The sequence below is a fragment of the Xanthomonas sp. F4 genome, from assembly GCF_011761895.1.
Map to the genome: position 1 here is coordinate 744,884 of NZ_JAASQX010000001.1, position 18,601 is coordinate 763,484.

Annotated in this window: 17 protein-coding genes; 13 read left to right on the forward strand and 4 right to left on the reverse strand. The window is 68.5% G+C overall.

All coding sequences use genetic code 11. The features are described from left to right. The first annotated feature begins 227 nt into the window (after window positions 1–227). On the forward strand, window positions 228–716 hold the full coding sequence (locus tag FHR66_RS20865; protein ID WP_343160666.1) for a sensor histidine kinase: 489 nt from the start codon (window positions 228–230) through the stop codon (window positions 714–716). Window positions 717–1,014: 298 nt separating this feature from the next. Continuing rightward, entirely contained in the window at window positions 1,015–3,408 is a 2,394-nt protein-coding gene (gene pbpC / locus FHR66_RS03410; RefSeq protein WP_160966309.1) for a penicillin-binding protein 1C, read from the forward strand. Between the two features lie 683 nt (window positions 3,409–4,091). Here the strand turns inward: pbpC and FHR66_RS03415 are convergent. Further along, window positions 4,092–4,676 carry a ferritin-like domain-containing protein gene (locus FHR66_RS03415; protein ID WP_160966311.1) on the reverse strand — a complete coding sequence of 195 codons (585 nt, stop codon included), beginning with the start codon at window positions 4,674–4,676 and terminating at the stop codon, window positions 4,092–4,094. A 31-nt stretch (window positions 4,677–4,707) separates the two neighbouring features. Then, the gene (locus tag FHR66_RS03420; RefSeq protein WP_160966313.1) at window positions 4,708–5,190 is read right to left on the reverse strand and encodes a peroxiredoxin; all 483 of its coding nucleotides are present in this window, start codon (window positions 5,188–5,190) and stop codon (window positions 4,708–4,710) included. Window positions 5,191–5,359: 169 nt separating this feature from the next. On the opposite strand from FHR66_RS03420, the gene FHR66_RS03425 reads away from it, so the two are divergent. Together FHR66_RS03425 and FHR66_RS03430 are read left to right on the forward strand one after the other, a co-directional pair. Beyond that, on the forward strand, window positions 5,360–5,827 hold the full coding sequence (locus FHR66_RS03425; protein WP_010341349.1) for an Hsp20/alpha crystallin family protein: 468 nt from the start codon (window positions 5,360–5,362) through the stop codon (window positions 5,825–5,827). A 135-nt stretch (window positions 5,828–5,962) separates the two neighbouring features. After that, window positions 5,963–6,850 (forward strand): DnaJ C-terminal domain-containing protein, encoded by an 888-nt coding sequence (locus tag FHR66_RS03430; RefSeq protein WP_048490191.1) that lies wholly within the window; start codon window positions 5,963–5,965, stop codon window positions 6,848–6,850. A 353-nt stretch (window positions 6,851–7,203) separates the two neighbouring features. On the opposite strand, the gene pilH is transcribed toward FHR66_RS03430, so the two are convergent. Together pilH and FHR66_RS03440 are read right to left on the reverse strand one after the other, a co-directional pair. Further along, a complete protein-coding gene (gene pilH, locus FHR66_RS03435; protein ID WP_010340114.1) occupies window positions 7,204–7,581 on the reverse strand; it encodes a twitching motility response regulator PilH in 378 nt (125 codons plus the stop codon). A gap of 82 nt (window positions 7,582–7,663) precedes the next feature. Then, on the reverse strand, window positions 7,664–8,668 hold the full coding sequence (locus FHR66_RS03440; protein ID WP_160966315.1) for an acrylyl-CoA reductase family protein: 1,005 nt from the start codon (window positions 8,666–8,668) through the stop codon (window positions 7,664–7,666). A gap of 142 nt (window positions 8,669–8,810) precedes the next feature. Here FHR66_RS03440 and hflK point away from each other — a divergent pair, with 142 nt between their 5' ends. The 9 genes from hflK to FHR66_RS03485 all read left to right on the forward strand — a co-directional run bounded on the left by hflK (window position 8,811) and on the right by FHR66_RS03485 (window position 18,525). Beyond that, window positions 8,811–9,971: an FtsH protease activity modulator HflK gene (gene hflK, locus FHR66_RS03445; protein ID WP_160966317.1), complete on the forward strand. Its 1,161-nt coding sequence runs from the start codon at window positions 8,811–8,813 to the stop codon at window positions 9,969–9,971. Beyond that, window positions 9,968–10,834, forward strand: a complete 867-nt coding sequence (gene hflC / locus FHR66_RS03450) for a protease modulator HflC (protein ID WP_160966319.1) — start codon at window positions 9,968–9,970, stop codon at window positions 10,832–10,834. The genes hflK and hflC overlap by 4 nt, the downstream gene beginning before the upstream one ends. Before the next feature lie 238 nt (window positions 10,835–11,072). Beyond that, window positions 11,073–11,258: a DUF2065 domain-containing protein gene (locus FHR66_RS03455; RefSeq protein WP_160971067.1), complete on the forward strand. Its 186-nt coding sequence runs from the start codon at window positions 11,073–11,075 to the stop codon at window positions 11,256–11,258. A 267-nt stretch (window positions 11,259–11,525) separates the two neighbouring features. After that, complete coding sequence (locus tag FHR66_RS03460) at window positions 11,526–12,818, forward strand: adenylosuccinate synthase (protein WP_160971065.1); 1,293 nt, start codon at window positions 11,526–11,528, stop codon at window positions 12,816–12,818. 138 nt (window positions 12,819–12,956) lie between these two features. After that, the gene (locus FHR66_RS03465) at window positions 12,957–14,192 is read left to right on the forward strand and encodes a hypothetical protein (RefSeq protein WP_160971063.1); all 1,236 of its coding nucleotides are present in this window, start codon (window positions 12,957–12,959) and stop codon (window positions 14,190–14,192) included. Between the two features lie 438 nt (window positions 14,193–14,630). Continuing rightward, a complete protein-coding gene (locus tag FHR66_RS03470) occupies window positions 14,631–16,727 on the forward strand; it encodes a tetratricopeptide repeat-containing diguanylate cyclase (RefSeq protein WP_167087328.1) in 2,097 nt (698 codons plus the stop codon). A 112-nt stretch (window positions 16,728–16,839) separates the two neighbouring features. After that, complete coding sequence (locus tag FHR66_RS03475) at window positions 16,840–17,103, forward strand: YlcI/YnfO family protein (protein WP_160964325.1); 264 nt, start codon at window positions 16,840–16,842, stop codon at window positions 17,101–17,103. A 6-nt stretch (window positions 17,104–17,109) separates the two neighbouring features. After that, window positions 17,110–17,418, forward strand: coding sequence for a type II toxin-antitoxin system RelE/ParE family toxin (locus tag FHR66_RS03480; RefSeq protein ID WP_160964326.1), 309 nt, complete (start codon window positions 17,110–17,112; stop codon window positions 17,416–17,418). A gap of 216 nt (window positions 17,419–17,634) precedes the next feature. Continuing rightward, window positions 17,635–18,525 carry a restriction endonuclease gene (locus tag FHR66_RS03485; RefSeq protein ID WP_160964418.1) on the forward strand — a complete coding sequence of 297 codons (891 nt, stop codon included), beginning with the start codon at window positions 17,635–17,637 and terminating at the stop codon, window positions 18,523–18,525. Window positions 18,526–18,601: the final 76 nt, after the last annotated feature.

An 18,601-nucleotide genomic window follows, 5' to 3' on the forward strand; every position in this document is an offset into this window, starting at 1 on the left:
GCCGCAGCCAGGCCGGGCGCCTGTTGCTGGTGCAGCCGATGGAGCGCGCGCTGCGCGAGGAGGAGGCGCAAGCCTTCCGCCGCCTGCTGCGCGTGCTCAGCCACGAGATCAACAATTCGCTGGCGCCGATCGCCTCGATCGCCGACACCCTCGCGCGGCTGCTGGCGGCCGCGCCTCAGGCGCTCGACGCCGAATTGCAGGCCGATCTGCACAACGGCCTGGGCGTGATCGAACAGCGCAGCGCCGCCCTGCAGCGTTTCCTGGGCGGCTACGCCCGGCTGGCCAGGCTGCCCGCGCCGGTCCCGGCGCCGGTAGCGCTGGCGCCGCTGTGCGCGCGCGTGCAGCGACTGCTGGACGACGCCCGGGTGCAGCTCGCGATCGCACCGATGCTGCACGCGTGCGCCGACGCCGACCAGCTCGAGCAGGTGCTGATCAACCTGCTGCGCAACGCGCTGGAAGCCGGCGGCAGCGCGCCGGTGACGCTGCGCGCGCGCGGCGACGGCGCCAGTGTGCTGATCGAGGTGCTCGACGGCGGCGCCGGCTTGCCGACCAGCGACAACCTGTTCGTGCCGTTCTTCACCACCAAGCGCGGCGGCTCGGGGATCGGCCTGGTGCTGTCGCGGCAGATCGTGGAGGCGCAGGGCGGCAGCCTGAGCCTGGAGGCGCGCACGGATGCGCCAGGCAGCGTGGCGACGCTGCGGTTGCCGCTGGCGTAGGGTGGGGGGGCGTTCGGCGGGGGCTAGCCCGTGCACTACGTGCCGGCATTGCGTGTCTCCGGGAGCCTCAATGCCGTTGTAGGAGCGGCTTCAGCCGCGACGGGCGTTATCGGGAATGCCCGTCGCGGCTGAAGCCGCTCCTACAAAATACCAGCGCGTCCAATCGCGTCGCGGCAACCGCGAACTGTTGGCGGTGTTCCGAGCCGCGCATCGCCGACGACGTCGCACGCGCAGGAGCATTCCCACTCCCGCCTCGCCGCCGCAACAGGCAAAATGGCCGCTTCCATCGGGAGCACGCATGCCACTGGACGACACCGCCGCTCCGCACGCCGCGCGGCGCCCCTGGCGCTGGACGCGCCTGCTGCCGTGGCTGCGCTGGGGAACGGTGGCGCTGCTGTCGACCTTGCTGTTGCTGGATCTCGCGTTCCCGCTGCCGCTGCCGAAGTCGCGCGACACCTCGACCCTGGTGGTGGCGGCCGACGGCACCCCGCTGCGCGCCTTCGCCGATGGCAATGGCGTCTGGCGCTATCCGGCCACGCCGGACAGCGTCTCGCCGCTGTACCTGCAGGCGCTGCTGAACTACGAAGACCGCTGGTTCTGGGTCCACCCCGGGATCAATCCCTGGGCGCTGCTGCGTGCGGCCAAGCAGTGGCTGTTCTCGCGTCACATCGTCTCCGGCGGCTCCACCCTGACCATGCAGGTGGCGCGCATCCTGATGCCGCCCGAGGTCAGCACGCGCACGCCCTGGGGCAAGGCGCAGCAGACGCTGCGTGCGCTGCAGTTGGAAGCGCACCTGAGCAAGCGGCAGATCCTGCAGCTGTACCTGGAGCGCGCGCCCTACGGTGGCACGATCGAAGGCGTGGACGCGGCGAGCTGGGCCTACCTGGGCAAACCGGCCGCGCGCCTGTCGCAGGCCGAGGCAGCGCTGTTGGCGGTGCTGCCGCAGGCGCCGAGCCGGCTGCGTCCGGACCGGCATCCGGAAGCGGCGCGCGTGGCGCGCGACAAGGTGCTCGAACGCATGGTCGCGCTGCGCGTGTGGCCGCGCGCGCAGGTCGACGATGCGCGCATCGAACCGGTGGTGGCGCGCTCGCTGCAGACGCCGCTGCACGCCGCGCTGCTGGCCGAGCGCCTGCGCCAGCAACACCCGCGCGCCGCGCACATCGTCTCCACCCTCGACGCCGACCTGCAGCGCACCCTCGAAGACCGGGTCAGCGCCTACTTCTCGCAACTGCCCGAGCGCACCTCCGCCGCCTTGCTGGTGGTGGACAACCAAGACCTGCAGGCGCGCGCCTACATCGGCTCGGTGCAGTTCGGCGATCGCCGCCGGCTCGGCGACGTGGACATGGTGCAGGCGTGGCGCTCGCCCGGCTCCACGCTCAAGCCGTTCCTGTACGGCATGGCCCTGGACGACGGCCTGATCCACTCCGAAAGCCTGCTGGTCGACGCGCCGCAGAGTTTCGGCGACTACCGCCCTGGCAATTTCGACGAAGCCTTCAACGGCCCGATTGGCGCCGCCAGCGCCCTGCGCCTGTCGCTGAACGTGCCGGCAGTGGACCTGCTCGACCGGGTCGGGCCGGCGCGCTTCGCCGCGCGCCTGAGCAACTCCGGCATCGGCCTGAAGTTCCCACGCGGCAGCACGCCCAACCTGGCGCTGATCCTCGGCGGCACCGGTGCGAAACTGGAGGAACTGGTCGGCGCCTTCGCCGCGCTCAACCGCGACGGCATCGCCGGCCACGTGCGCTACAGCGCGTCCGACAAGCGCATCGAGCGGCGGCTGATGTCGCCCGGCGCGGCCTGGATCGTACGCGAGATGCTCGAGGCCAATCCGCGTCCCGGCTACGGCATCGGCACCTTCGACGTCGGCACGCGCCCGCGCGTAGCCTGGAAGACCGGCACCAGCTACGGCTACCGCGACGCCTGGGCGATCGGCAGTACCCGCCGCTACACCGTCGGCGTGTGGGTGGGCCGCCCCGACGGCACACCGCTGCCTGGCCAGTACGGCGCGGTGACCGCCTTGCCGCTGATGTTCGAGACCATCGACAGCCTGCCACGCCTGCGTGGCGACAACGCACCGCGGCCGATGCCCGCCAACGTGCAGCAGGTGGACGTGTGCTGGCCGCTGGGCGTCGCCGCCGAGCAGACGCCGCCGGCGCTGTGCCAGCGCCGTTTCTCCGCCTATGCGCTGGATGGCGCGGTGCCGCCGACCTTCGCCGAGCGCGACGCACGGCTGTGGAGCGCCGGCCGCGAGACCGTGCAGGTGGACGCGCACAGCGGCCTGCGCCTGTCGCCGGACTGCGCGCAACCGCACGAGACGGTCACCCGCGACCTGGCGCACTGGCCGGCGCTGCTGACCCCGTGGCTGCACGCCAGCGAGCGCCAGGCCGGGCAACTGCCGGCGCTGGCGCCGGACTGCCGCGACGACGGCCGCGGCCGCAGCGACGTGCTGCGCATCGAAGGCCTCAACGACCGCGCCACCCTGGCGCGTGCGCCGGGCAGCGCCAGCGTGCGCCTGCAGGTCCGGGCGCTGGGCACGAGCATGCCGGTGGACTGGCTGCTGGACGGCCGCTGGATCGCCCGCACCGAGGGCGCACGCACCTTCCAGCGCGACTTCGCCGATGCCGGCGACCACACCCTGACCGCGCTGGCCAGCAATGGCGCCTGGACCCAGGTGCGGTTCCGGGTGTTGCGCTGAGCAGCGGTGGCGCGCGCACCCTCGTAGAAGCCAACTGTCAAGCAACTACGACGACCAGAGTAGGCGGACGATCTAACCTCGGAAGCACTAGGGACTGAAGTCCCTCCCACATCGCTCCCGGACACCGATAACCGCGAGTCCCTGTGGGGGCGGTCGCTTGGCTTTGGCTTTGGCTGCTGCTGTCGCTCTTGCTTTTGACTTGCCGGGTTCCCTTCCGAAGCGGCGGCCATCGCGGGGAAACACCCGAAGGGCGGCGCACATGGATGTGCGCCGTCCGCGGCAGGGCAGGGCTCGCCGGAAAAGGCGAAGCACTGCTTCGCCCCGGCGGGCGGGCTGGCGCCGTGAGGCGACTGCCCCGGACTTGGCTGCGAAGCAGCCAAGCCCCTTCCGCGGATCCCCGGGATGGACGCGGACCCGGAGCGCGTCAGCGCGGAGGGCGCGAAGGCAGGGCGCGCTTTCTTTTGGTTACCTTTTCTTTGCGCGAGCAAAGAAGCGCTTCTCAGCAGCCGCAGGCTGATCAAAGTAACTCGCCCGTAAGGGCGAAAGCCTTTGCTTTCGCTTGAGATTTGTGTATCGCGCGAAGAGAAAAAACGTAGGAGCGGCTGCAGCCGCAACAGAATCCATCGGGAAGGCCTGTCGCGGCTGAAGCCGCTCCTACGAGAGGGCGTAAAAGCCTATCCGGCTTACTTGCCGATCCAGCCTTCCAGCATGTCCGAGAACTCGTCGGCGTGCTCTTCTTCCTGGGCCAGGATCTCTTCCAGGATGCGCTTGGTGGTGGTGTCCTTGTCGCCGACGAAGTTGATCATCTCGCGGTAGCTGTCGATGGCGATGCGCTCGGCGATCAGGTTTTCCTTGACCATGTCGCGCAGGTCCTCGCCTTCCTTGTACTCGGCGTGCGAGCGCGCGGTCAGCGTGTCCGGGTTGAGGTCCGGCTCGCCGCCCAGCTGCACGATGCGCTCTGCGAGCTTGTGCGCGTGCGCCTGTTCCTGCTGCGCGTGCTCCAGGAACTCGGACTTGACCGCGTCGGCGAGCATGCCGGCGGCCATGAAGTAGTGACGGTAATAGCGCAGCACGCACACGTACTCGGTGGCGAGCGCGTCGTTGAGCATCTTGATCACCGCCTCGCGGTCGGCGCTGTAGCTCTTGGTGATCGCACCGTCCTCGATGCTCTGGCGGGCGTTGGCGCGCAGGGTGGCGGTGTCGGTGAGGCCGGCGGTGTGCTGCAGCGGCTTGGCGTCGGTGTTCGGGGTGGCTGGCTTGTTGGACATGGCTGGCCGTTTCCTGTGGTGGGTGAGGGGATCAGTCGGGAAGATGCTGCAGCACGTAGTCGGCGGCGGAGACCTTGAATTCGCCCGGCGCCTCGACGAACAACGCACGTACCACGCCGTCGTCGGCGTATAGCGCGAAGCGGCGCGCCCGCACGCCCATGCCGTAGCTGCTGGCGTCGAGTTCCAGACCCAGTGCCTTGGCGAAGTCGCCATTGCCGTCGGACAGCATCTGCAGGCCGTCCGGCACGAGTTGGCTCTTGCCCCAGGCCTGCATCACGAACGGGTCGTTGACTGCCATGCAGTACACCTCGATGCCGCGCTTGCGGAACTCCTCGAAGTGCTCCACATAGCCGGGCAGGTGCTTCTCCGAACAGGTCGGGGTGAAGGCGCCGGGCACCGCGAACAAGAGCACGCGGCGGCCGTCGAACAGGGTGCGCGTGTCCACGGCTTCCACGCCGTCGCGGATGTGCTGCAGCACCACTTCGGGAATACGTTCGCCGATCTGGATGGGCATGTCGGGCTCCTTGGATGAACCGAGTCTAGAAACGGAAATGGGAAGGTGGCGTCAACGCCTTGAAAAGCGCGGCGGCAGGCCTATCTGACGGGCATGGACGGCGGGCCGGTCCCGCCGCCGCGAACCGTCCCCTCCGGGGTGTACCTCATTCACGTTTCAGGAGACCACGATGAGCATCGTCCGTTATCGCCAGTGGCCGGCCCAGGCCGCATTCCAGAACGAGATCAAGCAGGTGTTCGACCGCTTCTTCGACCCCAACGGCGGCACCGACGAATCGGCCGTCGTCACCGCGCAGTGGGTGCCGCGCGTGGACATCAAGGAGGAGCCGGAGCGCTTCGTGCTGTACGCCGACCTGCCGGGCATCGATCCGTCGGAGATCGAGGTGTCGATGGACAAGGGCATCCTCTCGATCAAGGGCGAGCGCAAGAGCGAATCGGCCGCCGACACCGAGCGCTTCTCGCGCATCGAGCGCCGCTACGGCAGCTTCCATCGCCGCTTCGCGCTGCCCGACAGCGCCGACCCGGACGGCATTTCCGCCACCGGCTACCATGGCGTGCTGGAAGTGCGCATCCCCAAGCGACCGGCGAGCACGCCGCGCCGCATCCAGGTCGATACCGGGGCCACGATCGTGCAGTAAGCGCCCGCTCGCAGCGGCGTCGCCATCGCGACGCCGCGCCTTCGCGGCCGGCCGTAGAATGGCCGGGCGATGGCGCAATGCATGCAACCGGCCCGTTGCCGCAAGGCGGCGGGCCGACTCTTTTTGAGGTGATGGATGGAATTCAAGGATTACTACGCGACCCTGGGCGTGGAACCCAGCGCCGGCGATGCCGAGATCAAGACCGCGTACCGGCGGCTGGCGCGCAAGTACCATCCCGACGTCAGCAAGGAGCCTGGGGCCGAAGAGAAGTTCAAGGCGATCAACGAGGCCTACGAGGCCTTGCGCGACCCGCCCAAGCGCGCCGCCTACGACCAGTTGCGCGCGCAGGGTTACCGCCCGGGCGAGGAGTTCCACGCGCCGCCGAACTACGGCGGTGCGCAGGGCTTCGACTTCGAGGAAGTGTTCGGCAACGGTGGCGCCGGCGGCGGCTTCAGCGATTTCTTCGAGAGCCTGTTCGCCCGCCAGCAGCGCGCCCGCCAGGGCGGCGCCGGCCCCGGTCCGGGACCCGGTGCACCGCGCGGCGATACCCGCGCCAAGCTGGCGGTGCCGCTGGAGGCGGTGTACGCCGGCGACAGCGTGCGCATCACCATCAACGGCAAACAGCTGGACGTGCGCGTGCCCAAGGGCGTGCGCCCCGGCCAGGTGATCCGGCTGAGCGGGCAGGGCAACGGCGGCAGCAACCTGCTGCTGGAGATCGAGTACGCCGCGCATCCGCAGTTCGAGGTGGACGGCCGCAACATCCTCTACACCCTGCAGGTGACGCCGTGGCAAGCGGCACTGGGCACCAGCATCAGCGTGCCGACCCTGGGCGGGGCGGTGGAACTGAAAATCCCGCCGGAGTCCGACGCCGGCCGCAAGCTGCGCCTGCGCGGCCGCGGCCTGCCCGGCACCCCGCCGGGCGACCAGATCGTCGAACTGGAAGTACTGGCGCCGGCGCCGGAAACCGAAGCGCAGCGCAAGGCGTATCGCGGGTTGGCCAAGGCCTTTGGCGAAGCCGTGTGAGTGGTGCCGGGATTGGGGAGTCGGGAGTGGGGATTCGCAAAAGCGGGCTCCCCTCGCTCTGTGGCGTCGTAGGAGCGGCTTCAGCCGCGATGCGGTCCCGATAAACCGGCCATCGCGGCTTGCGCGAGGCGGCCCTGCACACGTATCTGCGCAATGCGGCGCGGCGCCAGCGAAACCGCATGGCCTGCGTAGGAGCGGTTTCAGCCGCGACAGGCGTTACCGGTAGCGCCTGTCGCGGCTGAAGCCGCTCCTACAAGGGGCGCCGATTGCAATGCGGCCTTACGCTGCGCGCTCAAACGCCGTCCGGAACCCGCCCTTACGAATCCCCAATCCCCAATCCCGATTCCCGGCTTCTACGGCGCATCCTCGCCGCTGAACACGCGCTCGATCACCTCGTACAGCTCGTCCTCGGAGAACGGCTTGGTGATGTAGGCGCGGGCGCCCTGGCGCATGCCCCACATGCGGTCGGTGTCCTGGTCCTTGGTGGTGACCAGGATCACCGGGATGTTCTGCGTGGTCGGCTCGCGGCGCAGGGTGCGGGTGGCCTGGAAGCCGTTGAGGTTGGGCATCACCACGTCCATCAGCACCAGGTCCGGCAAGGCCGCCTTGGCCGCTTCCACGCCGGCGGCGCCGTCGGTGGCGGTGATCGTTTCGTGCCCCAGTTTTTCCACGATGCGCTGGATGCCCAGCAACTGCGACGGCGAATCGTCGACGATCAGAATGCGTGCCATGTGCTTCCCCCTAGGAAGCTCCGAGTGTAGTGGCAGCGGCGCGAGGGCGGAAAGCGTTGCGTGTCACAAAGCGTCGGCGTGGCTACGCGCCCGGATCCAGCCGCACCACGGTGCGCCCGAACGACTGCCCGGCCAGCATTGTCGCGAACACCTCCGGCAGGCCGGCAAGGTCGACTTCGCGGGTGCAGATCGTGTCCAGATGGCGCGGCTTCCAGTCGCTGCCCAGGTGCTGCCAGATGCGGTCGCGCAGGTCGCGGGCGGTGCCGGCCGAGCCGATGCCCAGCAGCGACACCCCGCGCAGGATGAAGGGCATCACCGTCATGTCCAGCTCCGCGGTTGCGGCCAGGCCGGCACTGGCGACGCTGCCGTACGGTGCCGTCTGCGCCAGCAGGCTGGTCAGCATCGCCCCGCCCACGTTGTCCAGGCCGCCGCCGAAGCGCACGGACTCCAGCGGCCGCTTGGTCTGCAATGCCTCGCGGCCGAGCACCTGGGTGGCGCCCCAGGCCTTGAGCTGCTCGGCGCGGTCGGCCTTGCCGCTGACCGCATGCACCTCGAAGCCGGCGCGGCTGAAGATGTCGATCGCCAGCGAGCCGACCCCGCCGGTGGCGCCGGTCACGCACAGTGGACCGTGCGCCGGAGTCTGGCGGTTGTCGAGCAGGCGCAGCAACGCCAGCGCCGCGGTGAAACCGGCGGTGCCCAGCACCATGCTCTCGCGCAGGCTCAGCCCGGCCGGCAGCGACACCACCCACTTGGACTCCAGGCGCACGTACTCGCTGTAGCCGCCGTCGCGGGTCTCGCTGAGGCCGCAGCCGGTGACCAGCACCGTATCGCCTTCCTTGAACGCCGGGTCGCTGGAGGCGACCACGTGCCCGGCCACGTCGATGCCGCCGACCAGCGGGAAGCGGCGCAGGATCTTGCCCTGGCCGGTCCCGGCCAGCGCGTCCTTGAAGTTCACCGACGACCAGGCCGCCCGGATCACCACCTCGCCGTCGTTGAGCTGGTCCAGGGACAGCGGGACGAGGCCGGCGTGGTAGCCGCTGGCGTCCTGGTGGATGCGGAAGGCGGAGAACTGGGCGGGAACGGACATGGAACACCTTGGTCGGCACGCAGGAATGCACCAAGATACCCTTTCGAAACGGCGGGTCTGCCCCATCTAGTAGAATCGGCGACTCATTATCCGGTGAGCGGCGCGTGACCGACGCGTCGCCACCTTCCTTCTTGGAGCATGCATGGCCTGGAATACACCTGGCGGCAAGGGCGGAGACGGCCCCGACAATCACGGGCGCGGTCCCTGGGCGCCTCGTGGCGGCAATGGGGGAGGAAAATGGGGCGGGTTGCCCGGTCCGTTGAAGGACCTGTTCGGCGACGGCGGCGGCATCGGCCGCTGGATCTTGGGCGCGGTGGTGCTGGTGCTGCTGTTCAGCAGCTTCCAGTTGATCGGCGAGCAGCAGCGCGGCGTGGTGCTGCGCTTCGGCCAGTTCTCGCGGATCCTGCAGCCGGGCCCGAACTTCAAGCTGCCGTGGCCGATCGAGACCGTGCGCAAGGTCGACGCCACCCGCATCAAGACCTTCGACAGCCAGTTGCCGGTGCTGACCGGCGACGAGAACATCGTCAACGTTTCGCTCAACGTGCAGTACCGGGTCGAAGACCCGCGCACCTACGTGTTCGGCGCGCGCAACGCCGACCTGGTGCTGGAGCAGGCCGCGCAGAGCGCGGTGCGCGAACAGATCGGCCGCTCGGATCTCAACACGGTGCTCAACAACCGCGGGCCGATGGCGGTGGCCGCGCGCGAGCGCCTGCAGGCCGCGCTGAAGGCCTATCACACCGGTCTGATCGTGACCGGCCTGACCCTGCCCGACGCGCGTCCGCCGGAAGAAGTGAAGTCGGCCTTCGACGAGGTCAATGGCGCCCAGCAGGTCAAGGAGCGGCTGATCAACGAGGCCCAGGCCTACGCCGCCAAGGTGGTGCCGGAGGCGCGCGGCCAGGCGGCACGCACCCGCACCGTCGCCGAAGGCTACAAGGAAGCGGCGATCGCCCGTGCGCAGGGCGACGCCGAGCGCTTCACCCTGCTGCAGCAGCAGTACCAGAACGCGCCGGAGGTCACCCGCAAGCGGCTGTGGCTGGAGACGATCCAGCAGGTGCTGGCGCAGAACCGCAAGGTCATCGGCGGCGACGGCCGCCAGCTGATCTACGTGCCGATGCCGGCCGAGGGCAAGGCGCCCGCCACGTCGACCCCGCCGACCTCGCCGACCACCGGCGGATCGCTGCCGACGGTGCCGACGCTGCCGCAGGAGGTGTTGATGCCGTCCTTGAACAGCAGTTCGGCCGAGAGTGTCCGCAACCCGGAGCGCACGCCGCGCCCGACCGGCCGTGAGGAGATCCAGCGATGAAACTGTCATTGTGGGCGGGCATTGCCGTCGTCGCGCTGTTCGCGCTGCTCAGCTCGGTATTCGTGGTGCCCGAGGACAAGGCGGCGATGGTGCTGAACCTGGGCCGCGTGGTGCGTGCCGACCTCAAGCCGGGCCTGCACTTCAAGGTGCCGCTGGTGGAGTCGGTGCGCATGTTCGACCGCCGCTTCCAGGTGATCGACACCACCCCGGCGCGCTACTTCACCGCCGAGCAGAAGGACGTCAGCGTCAGCTTCTTCGCCATCGGCTACATCTCCGACGTGCGCGCCTTCTACCGCGCCACCCAGGGCGGCGACGAGAAGGTGGCCAACAGCCTGCTGGCGCCGATCATCACTGATTCGCTGCGCAACCAGATCAACTCGCGCACCCTGCAGCAGCTGGTGTCCGGCGACCGCAGCGAACTGATCGCCAAGCAGCTGGTGGCGATCAACGCGGCGAGCAAGACCCTGGGCATGCAGATCGTCGACCTGCGCATCAAGCAGATCGACCTGCCGACCGACAGCCAGGTGATCACCGACGTGTACGAGCGCATGCGCGCGCAGCGCAAGCAGGAAGCGGCCAAGCTCCGCGCCGAGGGCGAGGAGCAGGCGCTGACCATCCGTGCCCAGGCCGACCGCGAGAGCACGGTGCTGGTCGCCGAGGCCGAGCGCGACGCGCAGAAGCTGCGCGGCGAAGGCGATGCCGAGGCGGCCAGCGTCTACGGCAAGGCCGGCTCCGCCGACCCGTCGTTCTACGCCTTCTACCGCAGCCTGGAGGCCTACCGCGGCGCCATGGCCGACGGCAACGGCGTGATCGTGCTCGACAAGAACGATCCGTTCCTGCAGTACCTCAAGAGCGATCGCTGAGGGGCGGGGATTGGGGAGTTGGGATTGGGGATTCGTAAGAGCGGGTTCCCGGTCCCGTTATCGGTTGGCCGCAGCCGCCTTCCTTTGTTAGGAGCGGCTTCAGCCGCGACAGGGTTCGCGGAACGCCTGCCGCGTCCGGACTTTTCTGGGAGACCCTGTTGCGGCTGAAGCCGCTCCTACAGGATGCGGGCTCTCCAGCTGACGCGCACACGCCATCTCCTTCTGCCTGTGAGACCCCATGCACGATCTGATCGCCGCGGTGTGCCTGGTCGTCGTCTTCGAAGGCCTGATCCTGCTGGTGGCGCCGGAGGCCTGGAAGCGGATGGTGCAGCAGATGTTGGCCATGCCGACCACACAATTGCGGATCGCTGGCGGGGTGGCCCTGGCGGTGGGATTGATCGCCTTGCTGTGGGTTCGCGGCTGACCCCGCATCCCGAGTGCTGCCGTCGGGCAGGTCGCTGAACGCGGCAGCGGAAGGGGTGGTGACCGCCACCCAAAACCCGGATAATGCACAAAAGCCGGCCGGGCCCGCTCCACGCGAGCGTCTCGACCGGCTTTTTCCGTGTATGGGTCTTGCCGCCGCCTGGACGCTCCCCGATGGAGCAACCGCACTGGTGCCGGTCGGTCCCCGCACGGCCACCACATCCGCGTGGCCCCGACGGTCGCGCAGCAAACCAGGAGTTACCCAGCCATGGGTCAGTCAGTTGTCGTGCTCGGCGCCCAGTGGGGCGATGAAGGCAAAGGCAAGATCGTCGATCTGCTCACCGAGGAAATCGGTGCCGTCGTGCGTTTCCAGGGCGGCCACAATGCCGGCCACACCCTCGTCATCAACGGCAAGAAGACCGTCCTGCACCTGATCCCGTCCGGCATCCTGCGCGACGACGCGCTGTGCCTGATCGGCAACGGCGTGGTGATCTCCCCGGCCGCGCTGCGCAAGGAGATCGAGGAGCTGGAGACCTCCGGCGTGGAAGTGCGTTCGCGCCTGAAGATCTCGCCGGCCGCGCCGCTGATCATGCCGTACCACATCGCCCTGGATCAGGCCCGCGAGAAGGCTGCTGGCGGCAAGGCCATCGGCACCACCGGCCGCGGCATCGGCCCGGCCTACGAAGACAAGGTGGCGCGCCGCGGCATCCGCGTCGCCGACCTGCATTACCCGCCGCAGCTGGAAGAGCTGCTGCGCACCGCGCTGGACTACCACAACTTCGTGCTGACCAAGTACCTGGGCGTGGAAGCGGTCGACTTCCAGAAGACCTTCGACGAAGCGCTGGCCTTCGGCGAGTACGTGCAGCCGATGAAGTTCGACGTCGCCGGCATCCTTCACGACCTGCGCAAGCAGGGCAAGCGCGTGCTGTTCGAAGGCGCGCAGGGTGCGCTGCTGGACATCGACCACGGCACCTATCCCTACGTCACCAGCTCCAACACCACCGTTGGTGGCGCGCTGGCCGGCACCGGCGTGGGCGCGCAGGACATCGACTACGTGCTGGGCATCGCCAAGGCCTACGCCACGCGCGTCGGCGGCGGCCCGTTCCCGACCGAACTGGACGACGCGATCGGCCAGGGCATCCGCGACCGCGGCGCCGAGTACGGCGCCTCCACCGGCCGTCCGCGCCGCTGCGGCTGGATGGACATCGTCGCGCTCAAGCGGGCGGTGGCGATCAACGGCATCTCCGGCCTGTGCATCACCAAGCTCGACGTGCTCGACGGCATGGAGAAGCTGAAGGTGTGCATCGCCTACGAATACCGCGGCAAGCGCACCGAGTACGCGCCGCTGGATGCGCAAGGCTGGGAAGAGTGCACCCCGGTGTACCTGGAGTTCCCGGGCTGGAGCGAGAACACCCACGGCATCACCGAGTGGGACAAGCTGCCCGCCGCCGCCCGCGCCTACCTGCGCGCGCTGGAAGAGCTGGCCGGCTGCCCGATCTCCATCGTCTCCACCGGCCCGGACCGCGACCACACCATGGTGCTGCAGGATCCGTTCGCCTGATCCTGGCGCGCGCTGCGGCGTTCACGAAAGCCCCGCCTCGGCGGGGCTTTTTTGCGAGAGGATGGCGGGCTCGCAGCCGCCCCCGCGAGACGCATGCGACGGCGCATTGCGCGCACCCGATTCCAAGGAAGACCGCCGATGTTCAAGGGCCTGTTCGACACGCTGTTCAACCGCAAGCCGCCTGGCCCGGATGCGTTCGCGCGCTTGTTCCTGGAGACGCTGCAGGCGCGCGGCTATGCCGAACCCCTGACGTACCAGCCGGATGCGTTCCGCCTGGTCGGCCAGAACGGCCGCACCATCCACCTGCATAACGCCTACCACGCCTATACCCACGCCGATCGGCGTCGGCGCGACGAGGCGCTGCACAGCTATGTCGCCGCCTTCCTCAACGAGCAGGAGGAGAGCCGCCAGCAGCGTAGCTTCGAGGAACTGCGCGCCACGCTGATGCCGGTGATCCGCAACCGCGGCATGTTCGAGGACCTGCGCCTGGAGCAGCGCTGCGAGAAGGGCATGGACGTGCCGTTTCCCTATGCCTGCCGCGACATCGGCGAGGATTGCGTCGAGCTGCTGGCGCTGGACCTGCCCGATTCGACTTCCACCCTGATCGCCGGGCCGCGGCCGGAGTGGGGCATCTCCCTGGACGAGAGCCTGGCCATTGCCCGCGACAACCTGCGCGACGCCACCGAGGACCGTTTCGCCGAAGTCGCTCCCGGCGTGTTCCGCGGCGCCTGGTACGACGCCTACGACACCAGCCGCGCCTTGCTGCCGGACGTGCTGCATCGCGCGCCGGTGGCGGGGTGCCCGGTGTTCATGCTGCCCACGCGCGATTGCCTGCTGGTGGTCGGCGAGCGCGACAACGTGGCCATGGCCCTCATGCTGGAACTGAGCCTGCAAGCGGCCGAGCATGGCCGCTGCATCTCCTGGCTGGCCTTCACCTACGACGACGCGCGCCGCATCGTGCCGTTCGCGCTGACTGCGCCCGAGCACCGGCAGCGCCAGGCCGACCTGCGGCGGATGCTGGATACACCCGCCTACGCCGGCCAGAAAGCGCTGCTCGACAAGCTGCACGAGGCCAACGACGTGGATGTGTTCGTGGCCTCGTTCAACGTCTACCAGGACCGCAACGACAGCACGCGGCAGGTGTCGGTCGGCACCTGGACCGAGGGCGTGGACACCTTGCTGCCCAGGACCGACCACATCGCCTTCGTCGTCCCGCGCGAGGACGGCGAAGCGGATGTGACCGTCGCGGAGTGGGAGCCGGCGTTCGCCCTGCTCGGTGCGCTGATGGAGCGTCAGCCGACCCTGTATCCGCCGCGCTATCGCGTGCGCAGCTTCCCCAGCGCCGAGCAACTGCGGCAATTGCCCCCGGTTTAGGTACAAGGCGCGGGTCTTCGTCTTCGCGTCGGCGTTGTCGCGACGGATGCTAGAGCGGACATGCGCAATTGGACATAGCGCGTTCTCGCCGCATGCGTAGCACATGTGGGAAGGCAGGCCGCCGCCGATGTTCGGCGGGTGAGGGTGGACGAGCGGGGCTCAAGAAATCGCCAGTGCAGCCGATAGCAGCGCACGGATCGGCGTCGCTGCACATCGGCAGCGACACGCGGGGAACCAGATTGCGCCGGCAGCCGCCGCGCCCAGGACTCCGGCGTGGGCCGTGGCATCTTGGGGGAGAATGCAGTGCGCAGTCGCTTGGTTTGGCAGTCGCTCGGAGCGCTGCTGTGGTGGGGTGTGCTCGCGCCGTGCGCGGTAGCACAGGCGGCGGTAACGCCCGCGTGTGCGCCAGCGCAGGCGTTGCCGGCCTGTGTGGCGGCCGTGCGCGCCGAAGATCCGGCTGCTGCGCTGCGCATGGGCATGCCGGCCTGGGACGCTGCGGCCGATAAGCAGGGCCTGATTCCCCTCGGTCTGGAACTGGTGGACGCGGCGTCCGCCGCCGGCAAGCCGGAGACCGTGGTCGCCCTCGGCTCGGCCCTGCGCACGCAGTCGTTGTCGCCGCAGCAGCGGGTGCGTCTGTTCAAAAAGCTCAACGGCGCCATCTGGCAGCCGCGCGATGCCGCGCGCATTGCCGAACTCGAAGCCGAGATGCGGCGACTGGAGAAGGACCTGCCGGACGAGCCGCTCATCGCCGACTTGTGGCGGCAACTGGCCGCTTGCTATTACCAGATCGGCGCACAGAAAGACGCCTTGCGGGTCGCCCGTATCGCGTTGTCCAGAGTGCGTAAGCATCCCGATCTGGTGGAATACAACGCCAACCAGATCGTGTTCATCGTCTCTTCGCAGCAAGGGCGCATGCCAGACGCAATCGCTGCATTGCTCGAGGCGGAGCGGGTAGGCAAGGCGTTGGGCAAGCCGGACGACGCCATGCTGCTGAACAACGCCACCGGCTTGTTCTGTTATGCCCGCGAATGGGAAAAGGCGATCGCCTATGGCCAACGCGCCTTGGCCGCCTACGACGCCAAGCCGCCCAAGGAACTGTCACGCGCGGCCGTGCTCGACAATGTGGGGTCGGCCTACGACGGAGCTGGCGAACTGCAGCGCGCCGAGGCCATCTACCGGCAGGCATTGGCAGCGGCGCGCGCCGACGACACGGCATCGCTGATCTCCCCGCTGAACAACCTCGCCGATGTCCTGCGTCGCCTGCATCGCCCGCAGGAGGCGTTGCCTTTGTTGCAAGAGGCGGCCGCGATCATGGATAACGCCGCGCAGAGCGGCGATCACGGCGATCACGGTGCAGCGGCCATCATCTATTCCAACCTCGGTACCACCCTGGTGGATCTCAGCCAGCGCGATGCCGCGGCTGCGGCGTTCGCGCACTCGCGGCAGTTGTTCGCGGAATCGGACAATGTGACGCGGCGGCTTGAGCTGTATCCGCCCATGATCGACAACCTCGACGCGCTCGGCCGCGACCGCGAGGCGCTGGCGCTGATGCGCGAATACAAAACGGTCAACGACGAGGCGGTGAACGTCGAATCCAAGACCCGCATCGCGCAGCTCGAATCGGCAGTGGACCTGGCACGCAAGAAGAGCGAGTTGGCCGCGCTCGGCCGCACCCGCGCCGCCGAACAGGCCGCCTACGCGCAACTGCAGGCGCGCGAACAGCGCCAGCGCAGCGTGCTGTATGGCTTGCTGGCCGCACTGCTGGCGCTGGCAGGCTTCTTCCTGCTGAAGGTGCGCGAAGGCCGCATACGCCGGCGCGTCAACGCCGAGCTGGCGCGCAAGAACGACGAGATCCACACCCAGCACCGCGAACTGGAACAGCTCACCGCCACCATCCGCCGGCAGAGCGAGGAGGACGCCCTCACCGGCCTGCGCAACCGCCGCTACGTCACCGCCTGGCTGCAGGCACGCGAGGCCGCGGCGACGCCAGAGCGCACCCAGGAACCGCTGCTGATCGCCCTGCTGGACATCGACCACTTCAAGCGCGTCAACGACCTGCACGGCCACGAAGGCGGCGACCACGCCCTGATGCATCTCGGCGACCTGCTGCGCGACTGCGCGCGCAACTCCGACGTCATCGCTCGGTGGGGCGGCGAAGAGTTCCTGTGGATCTGCCCCGGCGGCACCCTGGCCGACGCCCCGCGCCTGTTCCGCCGCCTACGCGAACGCCTGCAGGCCGACCCCCTGATGCGCCCGGCCGGGCGCATCGCCCTCACCGTGTCGATGGGCGTGAGCCTGTTCCCCGCCCACCCCGGCGGCGACTGGCCACTGAGCCTGCGCATCGCCGACGCCGCCCTGTACCGCGCCAAGCACGCCGGCCGCGACCGTTGGGTGGGGTTGACGCTGGAAGGTGTGGCGACGGATCTCGGCCCCGATGTGTCGCTGGAGGCGCTGGAGGCGGAGGGGCGGCTGCGGCAGAGCGGGGGGGGGTGTGGCGATGGGGTGGTGTTTGTGGCGGGGCAGGGGGTGATGTGAGGGAGTGGCTTAGCGATTCGAGTGGCGCCCACACAAGCTGGTCGAACTCTTAGTTGAAGGCATCGCGTCCGCCTGCCATCATGCGTTGCAATTGCAACGCATGAGGTGTCTCATGAAATCAGCATCCCTACCTTCGCTCCGGGTCGATCCTGCGCTGCGCGAGGCCGCCGAGGCGGTTCTGCAAAAGGGCGAAACCCTGTCCAGCTTCGTCGAGCAGTCCGTGCGTGCCCAAGTTCAGCTGCGACAGCAGCAGGACGCGTTTATCGCGCGCGGCCTGGCATCACGCGATAGCGCCCGGCAGTCGGGCCGCTACATCGATGCGAAAGACGTGCTGGCTGGGCTGCAGTCCCGGCTGGATACGGCCCGGAAGGGCTAAGCCAGCGTGGGATTCACCGTCCGCTTCACGGAGGAAGCGCGCGAAGACCTCTCGCGCCTCTACGACTGGCTGCTGCAACGCGCTGAGGGCGATTTCACCGTGGCCGAGCGTGCGCTGCAGGCTATCCGAGACGGCATCACTGTGCTTGAACTTGCGCCGTTGAGCTGCCGCAAGGCAGGCCTGGGTGATCCTTTTCTGCGCGAGTTGGTGATCGGCTTTGGCGCCAGCGGCTATGTGCTGCTGTTCGAGGTCGAGGACAGCCAATGCGTCACCGTGCTGGCGGTTCGGCATCAGCGCGAAGACGACTATCACTGAATCAAAGCAGGTGGGCTACAACGTTCCCGCCCTGCTACATATTGAAGACTCCGGGAACCAAAGATATGAGCCCGCGGATGCGGAGTTGGGTGGCCGCAGATGCCTTCACTTCGACAGGGCATGTGTCCGGCGAAGCGTGGCCGGAATTTCGCAAGGCGTGAAGGCGGCTATCATGACCCGCGCCCCGCGCCAACACACCGGAGACATGGAAAGCCGATGGCCAACATCACCAAGCGCCGCAAAGGCGAGCTGATCCGCATGCTGTTCCAGATCCTCAAGGCGCAGCCGGAGGGGATGCGGGCCAGCGACGCGCTGGAGATGCTGGCGAAGCAGGTCACGATGACCGAGTACGAGGCGGGGGACTACCAGACCGGCGGCCGCCGTTTCGAGAAGATCGTGCGCTTCAGCACCGTGGCGCCGGTGAAGGCCGGTTGGATGGTCAAGGACAAGGGGATCTGGACGCTGACGCCCGACGGCGAAGCTGCCTTGCAGGCCTACCCCGACCCCGAACAGTTCACCCGCGCGGTCGGCCAGCTCTACCGCAAATGGAAGAGCGCCCAGCCGGACCCCGTCGAGGACGACGAGGGCGAGGAAGAACTCGGCGAGGGCTCGGCCACCATCACCCTGGAAGAAGCCGAGGAGATGGCGTGGACCGAGATCGAGGCGTACCTGGCGGCGATGCCGCCGTACGATTTCCAGGAACTTGTCGGCTCGCTGCTGAAGGCGATGAGCTACCACGTGGCCTGGATCGCCCCGCCCGGCAAGGACGGCGGCACCGACATCATCGCCTACAACGACCCGCTCGGCACCCGCCCGCCACGCATCAAGGTGCAGGTTAAGCGCAACGCCAACTCCCCGCGCATCGACGTGATGGGCCTGCGCAGCTTCATGGCCGTCCTCGGCGAGGGCGACGTGGGCCTGTTCGTGGCCTTGTCCGGTTTCACCAAGGATGCCGACTACGAAGCGCGGCAGTCGCATCGGCGGATCAATCTGATCGATGCGCGCAAGCTGCTGAGCTTATGGACGGCGCACTATGCCCAGCTCGATGACATCGCCCGCGCGCGTCTGCCGCTCAAGCCGGTATGGTTTCTTGCTGGGGGCGAGTGAGGGGTGATTGCTGCCGAAAACCCGTCGCGCGCGCGTCCTCGCGCCACTTCATGACCTACTTGCCTTGTCTCGCCAC

What these genes read in the sequence shown, in the direction of transcription:
- pbpC (WP_160966309.1), top strand. Translation starts at nt 1,015, where the DNA reads ATGCCACTGGACGACACCGCCGCTCCGCACGCCGCGCGGCGCCCCTGG.
- FHR66_RS03415 (WP_160966311.1), bottom strand. Translation starts at nt 4,676, where the DNA reads ATGTCCAACAAGCCAGCCACCCCGAACACCGACGCCAAGCCGCTGCAG.
- FHR66_RS03420 (WP_160966313.1), bottom strand. Translation starts at nt 5,190, where the DNA reads ATGCCCATCCAGATCGGCGAACGTATTCCCGAAGTGGTGCTGCAGCAC.
- FHR66_RS03425 (WP_010341349.1), top strand. Translation starts at nt 5,360, where the DNA reads ATGAGCATCGTCCGTTATCGCCAGTGGCCGGCCCAGGCCGCATTCCAG.
- FHR66_RS03430 (WP_048490191.1), top strand. Translation starts at nt 5,963, where the DNA reads ATGGAATTCAAGGATTACTACGCGACCCTGGGCGTGGAACCCAGCGCC.
- pilH (WP_010340114.1), bottom strand. Translation starts at nt 7,581, where the DNA reads ATGGCACGCATTCTGATCGTCGACGATTCGCCGTCGCAGTTGCTGGGC.
- FHR66_RS03440 (WP_160966315.1), bottom strand. Translation starts at nt 8,668, where the DNA reads ATGTCCGTTCCCGCCCAGTTCTCCGCCTTCCGCATCCACCAGGACGCC.
- hflK (WP_160966317.1), top strand. Translation starts at nt 8,811, where the DNA reads ATGGCCTGGAATACACCTGGCGGCAAGGGCGGAGACGGCCCCGACAAT.
- hflC (WP_160966319.1), top strand. Translation starts at nt 9,968, where the DNA reads ATGAAACTGTCATTGTGGGCGGGCATTGCCGTCGTCGCGCTGTTCGCG.
- FHR66_RS03455 (WP_160971067.1), top strand. Translation starts at nt 11,073, where the DNA reads ATGCACGATCTGATCGCCGCGGTGTGCCTGGTCGTCGTCTTCGAAGGC.
- FHR66_RS03460 (WP_160971065.1), top strand. Translation starts at nt 11,526, where the DNA reads ATGGGTCAGTCAGTTGTCGTGCTCGGCGCCCAGTGGGGCGATGAAGGC.
- FHR66_RS03465 (WP_160971063.1), top strand. Translation starts at nt 12,957, where the DNA reads ATGTTCAAGGGCCTGTTCGACACGCTGTTCAACCGCAAGCCGCCTGGC.
- FHR66_RS03475 (WP_160964325.1), top strand. Translation starts at nt 16,840, where the DNA reads ATGAAATCAGCATCCCTACCTTCGCTCCGGGTCGATCCTGCGCTGCGC.
- FHR66_RS03485 (WP_160964418.1), top strand. Translation starts at nt 17,635, where the DNA reads ATGGCCAACATCACCAAGCGCCGCAAAGGCGAGCTGATCCGCATGCTG.